This window comes from Prosthecobacter fusiformis (assembly GCF_004364345.1).
Classification (GTDB): Bacteria; Verrucomicrobiota; Verrucomicrobiia; order Verrucomicrobiales; family Verrucomicrobiaceae; genus Prosthecobacter; species Prosthecobacter fusiformis.
Genome location: NZ_SOCA01000024.1, coordinates 1 through 10064, shown reverse-complemented (window position 1 = coordinate 10064; position 10064 = coordinate 1). Strand labels below are relative to the sequence as shown.

The 10064-nt window shown below is 57.5% G+C and carries 5 protein-coding genes; all 5 read right to left on the bottom strand.

Going from position 1 to position 10064, the window contains the following annotated elements; all coding sequences use genetic code 11:
- Window positions 1–195 precede the first annotated feature (195 nt).
- Window positions 196–2103 (bottom strand): hypothetical protein, encoded by a 1908-nt coding sequence (locus tag EI77_RS23035; RefSeq protein ID WP_133797670.1) that lies wholly within the window; start codon window positions 2101–2103, stop codon window positions 196–198.
- Between the two features lie 202 nt (window positions 2104–2305).
- Window positions 2306–3295 (bottom strand): hypothetical protein, encoded by a 990-nt coding sequence (locus EI77_RS23030; protein ID WP_133797669.1) that lies wholly within the window; start codon window positions 3293–3295, stop codon window positions 2306–2308.
- A complete protein-coding gene (locus tag EI77_RS23025; RefSeq protein ID WP_133797668.1) occupies window positions 3238–5010 on the bottom strand; it encodes a hypothetical protein in 1773 nt (590 codons plus the stop codon). Before EI77_RS23025 ends, EI77_RS23030 begins: the two co-directional genes overlap by 58 nt.
- Before the next feature lie 135 nt (window positions 5011–5145).
- Window positions 5146–5505, bottom strand: a complete 360-nt coding sequence (locus EI77_RS23020) for a hypothetical protein (protein ID WP_133797667.1) — start codon at window positions 5503–5505, stop codon at window positions 5146–5148.
- Between the two features lie 59 nt (window positions 5506–5564).
- A partial coding sequence (locus tag EI77_RS23670) for an EndoU domain-containing protein (RefSeq protein ID WP_208300463.1) occupies window positions 5565–10064 on the bottom strand: 4500 nt, incomplete at its 5' end.

Sequence of the window (10064 nt, the reverse complement as noted above, 5' to 3'; positions counted from 1 at the left end):
TTATTAGCAAATTCCTGGCGCACTTCGGAATCAGTAGCCAGCAAATGAAACTCCTCCTCCGTGAGTCTGAACCTCAAACCTCCTCGAACCATGTCATCAATGAATGGCACACAAAGGCAGGGAGAGCCGGACTCCGCGCCCCGCTCGAGGGACAAGTTTTCTGTTTCCCAACTATGAATAACGCGGTACATAATTTCATGGTAGTTTCAGGTCGATTAAAGGCCAATTCTTTTTATCATAGCCTTTTAGATCAATAACTGCTTCCGGCATTCCCTCAAAAGCAGGAGTGCGTGGTAGCTTGCCTCCCGGAAGCCAATTAGAATTGGCCCCCGTTTCATTACCATCGGGCATACGAAGACTTATGCCATCCACCGAAGGTATCACCACGATGCCCACTTGTGAACCATCAAAGTAGCCTGGATCGTAGCCTAATGCTTCTTCAAGCTTCCTGCGATCACCATTGGCGTATTGAAGAATATCCCGCAGCTTAGATAAAGGCAAAATGTATGATTTTTCATCTAAATGTTTTGGGCCGAATGTGTCATAAATATCAGCTCTCATCACTTTCACCACCCCATCCTTAAACTGCTCAAGATGCTTATCAATCACATCAGGCATCAGATACTTTTGCGGCGCGGGTCGGTGTGGTTTCCAGATGCTGGTGATACGAGATGCCGTGTCTTCCGGCATCATGTCGTCCGGCAACAAGCTTGGGGCAAGGGGGCGGCCCGACTGCCCACTCTGGCTGGACGTAGCCACCGCACGCGGCGTCTGTCCGCGCCTATTCACCACCACCGAGTCACGCGCTAGCTGGATGAACTCCCGCACATCCGTCAGAAACGCCGGATCCCGCATCTGCCTCATCTGCGGTTTCCGCAGACCAGTCTTTTCAAAGAGCAGGGCGACACGGTCACAGAAAACCTCCCACATCTCCTGCAGAAAGGGGCGCTGAGCCTTGCTAGTGAATGCAGGATCTCTAGCTGCCTCACGAGCGAACCAAACCAGATTCAGCGCGTCCGTGTCACCTTTGAGGTGGGCATACTCAGGCTCAGTTGCCAGAGCGTCTCGGTCCGCTTCAGGGATCTGTTTGCTCAACTCCTGCCATTTCTTATAAGCCGGTGTATGGAGGTCCAACATCCCAGCCAGCCCTGAGCTATGACCCAGGACAATGCTGAGACCATCATACCCCACCCGATGCTCCAGCACGGTGCGCCGCAGTCCCTGCTCAATAGTTTCTGAAGGGCGTCCCTTCACATTTTCTGCTATGATGATCGCACTGCCGGTAGTGGTGTCAAAAAACCCATCCCTGCCTTTGATATCTTCTAGCACCTGAGCACTGAAGGAATGCTGCCGTGCATAATCTGATGCCAAAAAATCGGTCTCGGTAGCGAAGACGTGTGTCCTCTCGTGAACCAGCCCAGGTACGCTCCGATGAAGTTCTTTCACCACTGATTGAACCTGCTGTGAAGTGGCGGGACCTGCCGGGTGAAGAGATGGTTTAGCAAGAAGGGGCTGTATACCAGAAGCAGATTTTCCAGGAGCGGTAGAGGCTGGGTCTGCTGCAAGGGTAGGATTCAGAGTCGAGGTCGTCCCCGGCTGTGGTTGTCCTGTTGAAGTCATACTTGTGGCACCGCCCACAAGCCTGCTTCGATCTTTCCCCTCCACCATCGCCCTCACCTTCTCTCGCTGCTCCGGCGTCATCAGATCGAAGGCGGTCTCGACGGCTTCTTCGCGACTGGTGAAAACGGCTTCCGTTCCCTCGTGATCCGTCACGATAAACTTCCCGTCCTCCTCGCGGATAGGTGGCACAAGCCCCTGCTCCGCTGCCTCATCATGCACTTCCTCTCGAGAAGGCGGGGCTTGATCCTGCACTGGCTGGGTTGCCTCGCTGCTGTCGAGCGGTCGGCCTTCATCCGTCGGTATCTCGGCCTGCGGTGCGGGTGCAGGTGCCTCAGCAGGTACATCCCCCTCTGCAGGCGTCACCTGCTTTTGGTTAGGCACGTCCCCATGTTTCATCCTGCCCAGCACCTTCCCGGTCTGGTCCCCAGCCGTCTCCGCCAGGCGATCCAGTGCAGGAGTGGTGACAGAGCAATGGTTTTTCAACTCACCTCATGCCAATGTCCTTTACCGTTGACTTTTCGACAGTCTGCTTGATACTAAAAGTGCGCTCCTGGACAAGGTGTCTGTGCCGTTTGAGTCTTGGGCTGCTTCCGAATCCCCGCAGATAGGGACTCCTTCAAGGAGCAAGGCGGGCAAAAAATAAGGCCCTTGCAGAGCAATACTCAACAAGGGCCTTATTATGTTTTCAACGAACCTTCTCGACAACAGCATCTTTAAAGTTGCGCTTGTTCATGTCAGGCGCGTATTGAGAAACGATGCCATACTGATCCTTCACGATCCCCTCTTCCACGATGACCATGTGCACCCCTTCAGCGTAACTACGAAAGTAGAGTGTTTCACTTCCCTGACGCACTCTGACCTGTGCTCCTTCAATGGTTCCTTGTACCGCACCTATCCACTCGACTTTGCTTGGGCGCTCGGTCCTCTTTTCCACCCTTTCATCTAGGTTCTCGCCAAGCAAGTGGGCTGCCCGGTTTTCTAACTCTGTGGGGAAACCACCTTTGGTTTGTGGATTACTCAAACTTATAGATCCGCCCCATGGATCTTTGATTTTCGGCATGTATCCTAACCATCGTGCGACCTTTGAAACCTTCTCCTCAAAGGTGCCTCGTTTTACAATGACAAAAGGTGGCCGACTGTCATTGAGCTTCGGAATAAGTCCTTTTGCGCTCATCCAGCGGTGCCCTGGTTTCACGGCTGCCCATGAGGTGGGTTTGTCCTGGCGAACGGGGATGCTGTATGCAAAGCGTGGCCCCACATCTGGATGACTCGCATTAGGCAAGAAGGTGCCCTTCTTCGCCGCCTGATCCCGGGCTCGCTCCAGCAGGTCGCCTACCTGCGCATCCAGGCTGCGGCCCGCGTTGGAGCGCAAGCCCATACGGGCCTGCCAGTCGGCCACTATTTCCCGCATGAGCCTCCACAGTTCTTGAGCGGGTCCTTGGCGTTGCAGGATGTCTGGTCGCCTCTCCAATTCACGGGCCAGCCATTCCAGCGCCAGTTCACGCGGCTTGCTTTGCAGGCCCCTGTATCCATCTTGCCCCGCGATGCTCATCAGCTCAGCCTCAGGGATCTGCGTGATGAGCTGGTTAAAGCGACGCTCCTGCATCGCATTGCCCTTCAGCAGGCTTTCCATGCCATGGTGGCCCACGTGCTCGTGCAGCAGCACACGGGACATCGCCTCTTCCACGGTTTCTCCTGCCAGAGGCCGGATGTTGCCGGTGATGAGGATGCTCTTGCCGCTTTTTTGTCATAGAGGCCTTCCGCTGACATCATCTCGGCGATGTCTTCGGATGTAAACGGATGTTCACGGGCCAGGTCAGTACCAAGCAGTTCGTCCACGCTGTCCACGATGATGACATCGTCACCCGCCAGCCCAGGACGGGCTTGGTTCGCCTGAGAGCGTACTTTCTCTGCCATCTGTCTGCGCAATTCAGGAGATAGGTTTCCCTCTGATAGCGTTGGCCCAGGTATGGTAGGTGCAGGCTCCAGACCAGGGAGTCGTGAAGAACCGGGTGCCTGACCATCCGCACTGAATTCCCCAGGCAGCCCGTCGCCCTCCATGACTGCCTGCGGATGGATTTCCGAAGGCATCTTTTCGGTTCCTGCTGCGGGTTGTCCCGCTGGGGTATCCATGGGCGAAGGTTTGCCCTCAGTTCCCCACAGATCCTGGGCAGTACGATCCATCACCTGTCCGGTTTTACCCGCCACCATGCCCACGCCATGCAGGCCAAGCGCAGCAGCCACCACATCGCGTCCGTTGGATAGATAATCGGCCAGTGCCGCGTCTGGATTTTCCACCGCCAGATTGACGGATTCCAGAGCGATGTCTGCCGCCACACTGCCCACGGCGCTGCCTGCCACCTTCAACGCACTTTTACCTGCCTGGCTGGCGATGCGCGCGCCCCGGAAAAGGGGCACAAGGTTGGAGGCAATCTCCAATGGGTTGCCCGCCTCCGCCATCACCTGCGCGTAGTCGCCGCCATCCATGTGGTTAGTCAGGAAGTTCACCACCTGGCTCTTGTCCAGGCTCTCCTGCTGGTCCCGCTCAATGGCCGCTCGTCGCGGAGTTTTCTTCAGACTTTCGGTCAGTTGTTTGAGCACCTGCGGATCCTGCGTGGTGAGGTATCGCGCCAGCAACGCAGCGTTGTGCGGTGCATTCAGACCGTTGGCCTTTGAATAGGTCTGTAGCCAGGCCTGGTCCATGACCTCCTCTTTGCCCTTGTGGGTGAACTTTTCCTCCGTGCCCTGCACAGCCTCATACCAGGAGGCCTGCGCTGCAGAAAGGCGGCGTGCATAATTGTCCACCCAGGCATCCAGTGCGGCACGGTCTCCCAGGGGCAGATTGGCCGTCTCCAGGTCCCGTTGCAGCTCCGCCAGGCCCTCATTCAGATCCTTGTCCGCATCGCCGGAAAGAAGCCGCTCCGCCCTGTCCCCGGCCTTGTTCCCCCAATGCCCGGCCTGTTCGGCCACATTGCCCAAAGGTATGCGGAACTCCAAAGGCTCATCCATCCTCAAAAAGGCATCCGGCTCCAGCAGAGTGGTATCCGTGGCCGTGGCGATCAGCCCGCGCGCCGTGCCGCGTAAAGCATCTGCCACCACACCACCCACGCCCGCAGCAGTCTCGCCCCAGGTCTTCATTTCCTGCACACGCTCGCGGGCGGCCTTGGCCACGGACTGATACTCCAGAAACTGCTCACGGGAAAAGCCCGGCCGCCGGGCATATTCCTCCCCGGCCTGACGGAGCACATCGTTTAAAAGCAGCAGGCGCTGATCCGGCGTGGCATCCTTCAGCATCGGGTCTTGCAGAAAGGCAGGCAGATCCTCCACCCGCCAGGCACCGGCCACCCGCAGACTTTGCTCCGGCTCATCGCGACCCATGACCTGCTGCATCTGCCATACCGACCCTTACACAATGCGTGCTGTCGGCTTCGACAAACTCCGCCCGAGACACATTTCATCCTTGTGCCAGCATAAGGCGTTGAAGAATCTTATGCCTGCAAATCATAGGCATCTCCGATTACAATGTTATGCGTCTATTGTAGATAATTCGATGATCAACTTACTTGACTCGGCCTCTGGCATTTGGAGAAATCGTATCCATCCTTCAACAGCATTTTGGACATGGTCTATAGGGAATGTAGCCACAGTTTGGTCATCAGCCGCATAATCAATATCGATACGGTTAGGATGTATAGTGACATACCAATCATTGTATGAAATCGTCTCTTCCTCAGTACCACCTTGCAGTTTGACTTTATTGATAACAGCCAAAAATTCATGCCAGTATTCCGGCCTTTCAGAAGCTCCCCATAAAAATCCACCCAGCACGTTGTCATAAGCTTGCGATTGGGAATGATCGCTGTCTATAACAACAGCTTCTTTCATCAGTCCATTTGGGAATACCTTGTAGTGCATCAATATTTTCATGATATAAAAATAGTTTATTAGTATTTGGGATATGCGGTGATTCTCTTGGGGTTGATAAATCCCTCTATCTTTGCTCCAGATGGTGAAACCGCCTGCCAACGTTGTCCATTAATTATCTTGCTAGGACTGTTCCATGCAGCTTCTACTTCCGCTTGAATTTGACCTGCTGACCAGTTTTTTGGAAACATTGTATTGCGTCCTCCATTTGATGTTTTGGCTATCCAGGTTTCCGATTTACTCGGATGTTTCATTTCGACACCTGCTTCATAAATACCAGATGCATTTGGTGGACCCTCTGTTCCAGGAATAATCCGCACATCACCGTTGACCAAACTGTGCCCTCCAGTTGCTTTTCCTTTTGGGTTAATCTCAGCACCAATGATATGATCAAAATCAATGGATGGACCAACATTGGGTGGTTCATCTGGTGGAACTTCAGGAATGCTATCAGTTGATGACGTCGGCTGAGGAGAATCATTTCGCCCCGCCTGTATCTGTGCAGACTTATCGGCCTGCGGCTTAACGTTTGAAATGTTGATATGCGGATTTTCCTGCACGCTCACCCTTGAGTGCATGTGATTCTGAGGAAGAACCCAACTCGACTGTTTCGCCTTCTCCTCCACCATCGCCCTCACCTTCTCACGCTGCTCAGGCGTCATGAAGGCGAAGGCGGCCTTCGTGGCATCCTCGCGGTCAGTAAAGACCGCCGGAGTGCCTTCGTGATCCGTCACGATAAACTTCCCGTCTTCTTCGCGGATAGGCGGCACAAGCCCCTGCGCCGCTGCCTCATCATGCACCTCCGACAGGGATGGCTCAGCAACAAGGAGTCCTCCAGGCTCCACTGATCCGGACGCTGGAGATGGATTCGCAGGCTCGAGATTTTTTGTTCCCTCCAGCATCCCTTCCACCTCGGCCCTCTGTGGGTCCGTCATCTGGGTGATGGCTGCGGCCAAGGCCTCCTGGCGGGTGGCAAAGGATGCTTCATTGCCAGCGCTATCCGTAACCATGAACCGCCCGTCCTCACCAGGAGTGATCTCCGGCATCACTCCACGGCGCATGGCCTCAGTGAAGACCTGATCCACACGCGCCTCCTGGTCGGATATCCGTTTCTGATGTTCAGCGGCAATGGCCGGATCGCGTCTGCCCCAGGCCTGCTGCAGCGCTGTTTGCGCGGCCTCGCCATCTCCGCTTTGAGCCTTCTCCACGATGGCCTTGCGATCCGCCTCCGTAATCCCCGCGCTGGCCAGCACATCATCCTGTGTCAGCAGTTCCTGAGCTCCATTCACATCCTGAAGGCTGGCCTGGCCCAGGCCCAGCAGTGTCAGCGGCAGCATGCCTATGGCCACATCCGCGCGGCCGTTCCAAAATGCCCGCTTCTCCGCCTCCCAGTCATAGCCGGGCACATCGGACTTCAGTGCCTGCATCAGTGCGGGCGTGATGATGTCCTGCACCCCTTCTACGAGATTTTCCCCCACGTTAACCGCAGCCAGACGGCCCAGGGTACTGCTGATGAGCTGTTTGGTAATTTGTTTGGTAAGCAGGCTTTTGATTCCTGGCAGCTTTGTCAGCATGCTCGCGCCGAGGCGGTCCGCCGCCGCCTGGACAGTGCCAGAGATCCAGGCGATCTGTGCGCGGTCCTCTCGAGACATCTCCGGATATTTCAGGCTCAGTTCGTTGAACTCTATGTTCTTATACCCAGCGATGAGGAAGGGCAGTGCCATCCCGCGTGTGGCCACTGTCATTCCCATGGCCACCCCGCTGGTCCCTAAGGTGGATGCAAACACATTGGGAATGGGATCTGTCTTGTTGCCCAGATTCTCAATCTCCGCTTTGATCTGCAACGCCTTTAAAGCCCTTGATTTGGCCTCCTGGATCAGCCGGGTGGCATTGGCATCCGGCGAAATCGTGCGCCTCATGTCTGGAGGCGGCATGTAACCATGAGCAAACGAGTTTGATTGAATACTTCCCGTGAGTGGCTCTTCCAGGGCCTTCTCATTCACGAAATCGATGGCATCTTGAAGTGTAAGTATCGGGCCACCGCTATAACGCGTGTCACCACTTTCCGGCACATGCATGAGCCTTTTTTCATAGCCATCCCGGTCCGTAATCATCCCTTTGCTAAAGCGGAAGATGGATTCCCCCATCTGCTGCCAGAACAAATTTGCCTCAGTGCTTTTACCAACAGTCCATGGTGCCATCACTTGACCCGCCCCATGAAGCATCTGCGTGGCACCACGAACGTATCCCGTCCCTTTTTTCTCTGCATTGATTAAGCCACGTTTCTCCGCTTCGGCACGCAGAGCCGCCAATATCAAGGGGCGGTCCTTCTCATTGACCTCATCGATCAGCCAGTCAGCGCCGGCGGTCAGAAAGGCTTCATCACTCGGCTCCGCCTTTCCTGTCATCTTCCGCTCCGTCGCATCCATGAACTCCTGGATCATGTCATATGCAGGACTGACCACGCGGGAGATGGACTGGTAGGCATCCAGAAAAATCTGACTGCCCATTTCATCGGATTTAGGAAACTGCGCGCGCCATTCATTCAAAGCCTCAAATGAAGATTTTCCTGACATCACTCCCTCCAGTGCCGAATGAACCGCCTTATTTCGAAATTCCGTGTCATCTGCTGGCTCCGCAGCCTCTTTCTCCACCTGCACCCCACCTCCCCCCGCCGTGGCGGAGGCCAGTCTTAGCTGCATCCCATTCACGTCCTGGATCATCGCCCCCTGAGGTACATCCGCATCGGTCGGTGGAGCTGCCTCACCCGGGAGCCTGCCGCCGCTGAGGTCCGCCGCATCCCTCATCACCTGCACCATCTGGCGGGGCAGGCTGCGCTGGTAAAGCAGCTCCGGCCGCTGTTGAGCGATGCGGGACAGCCATTCCAGACCCAGCCCACGGCTGTCCCCGGCCAGATGGGCAAAGGCCGGGTCCGCCGTGATGGCCTCCAGCTCATCTTTGCGGATGTGCTTCACCAGATTGTCAAAACGCCGCGTCTCCAACTCATGCGGGCCTAACAAACGATCCAACCTGCCGCCACCCGTCGCCGCCTCCCGCACCGTTCGCGCCAGCGCCGCGCGCGCGCTTTCCCCGGCTCTGGGGTGCACACCATCCGCCAGGATCACCCGCCGCCCCGTGGCTGCATCCATAAACGGCTGACCGGAGGCCAGCCCGGCGGACATCTCCGGCGTCCAGGTACCACCGGCATCCAAATAATGCTGCACATCAGGAAACACTGCCACATCCCCCGTCAGCGCCTCCGGCAGCAGCCGCTGCACCTGGTCCACCGCCCGGCCAGTCACGCGTCCCAGGGACTCCGGCTGCGTCAGCAGGCGGCCCAGGGGCACATCCCCCGTGGGCACTGGCTCATCAGGCACCCGCAGATCCTGCTGATCCATAAACGCCTCCAGCTCAGGCCGGGACATCCCCGTCATCCCCGCCACTTGGCGATCATGAAACACCGCCTGGCGCTGCGCATCCCCCTCGCCCAAATTCACCAGCCACTGGCCATTGGCAAAACGGTCCACCACCTCCCCCAGCTCGCCCCGCGTGGTCCGTTGTTTCCACAGGGGCGGCCTGACTGTGGGCGCAGGCGGGGCCGTCACCGGCGGCAGGGCAGGGGAGGGCGCTCCTCCCGGCAGCAGCGGCCCGCCCGGCCCCTGTGCCACCTCACCCTTCGCCCCCGGATTCAGCGGCGGCAAAGACAGCCCCGCGCCAAAACCCGCCGCCTTTCCCTCCTCCCCCATTTCAGCCACAGGCCCACTGTCATGCATCAATTTGACATATCCATCCACGCCCTCTCTCGGCAGATTCGGCAGCTCCCGCAGGGGATCGCCCTGCCAGCTCCCCTCCACCCGTTCACCCTTCGGTAGGATGCTAGGCATCAGTTGCAAAAACGCATTCTCCCCCGGCATCGGCGGACGCCTCTCAAATAAGCGCCTGACCGCAGAATTCGCACTCTCACCCTCAAGCCACCGCTCCGCTGCGTCCCCTTGCCCAGCCTGCTCCCCGGGTGCCCTAGGCAAAAGATTCGGATGAAAAGGCGCAGGAGACTTCCACTCCGTGAATCCATGCTCTGCCAGCTTCCTGGCCCGCCTGACCTCAGGACTAGGGCGGTCCACCGCATCCACGATCTGCACACCTGGCCCAGGCGGATTCATCAGGTCACCCAGAGCAGGCTCCGCAGGCAGGAGCTGCCTCACCTCCGCCTCATCCATCGTATGCCACGGATTCTGCACCACCGGCCGCATACCCTGCCACTCCCGCTCATAATCCCCCAGCGCCGGAGCCGGTGCCAGCCTCGGCCTCGCCGTCCCCTCATCCTCTCGCATCCATGCAGGCTGCGTGGGCGCTGCCGCAGCACCCGCCCCACCCATCCCGCCAGCCGCAGGCACCCCCGGTACCACAGGCCGTAGCTGCCCATCTTGCTCAGGCCGCAGCACCGCCGGAGGCATCACCCCAGGCACACTCAGTGCCCGCCCTTCCTCCTCCCGCCAGCGCCGGAGCTGCTGCCCCGCCAT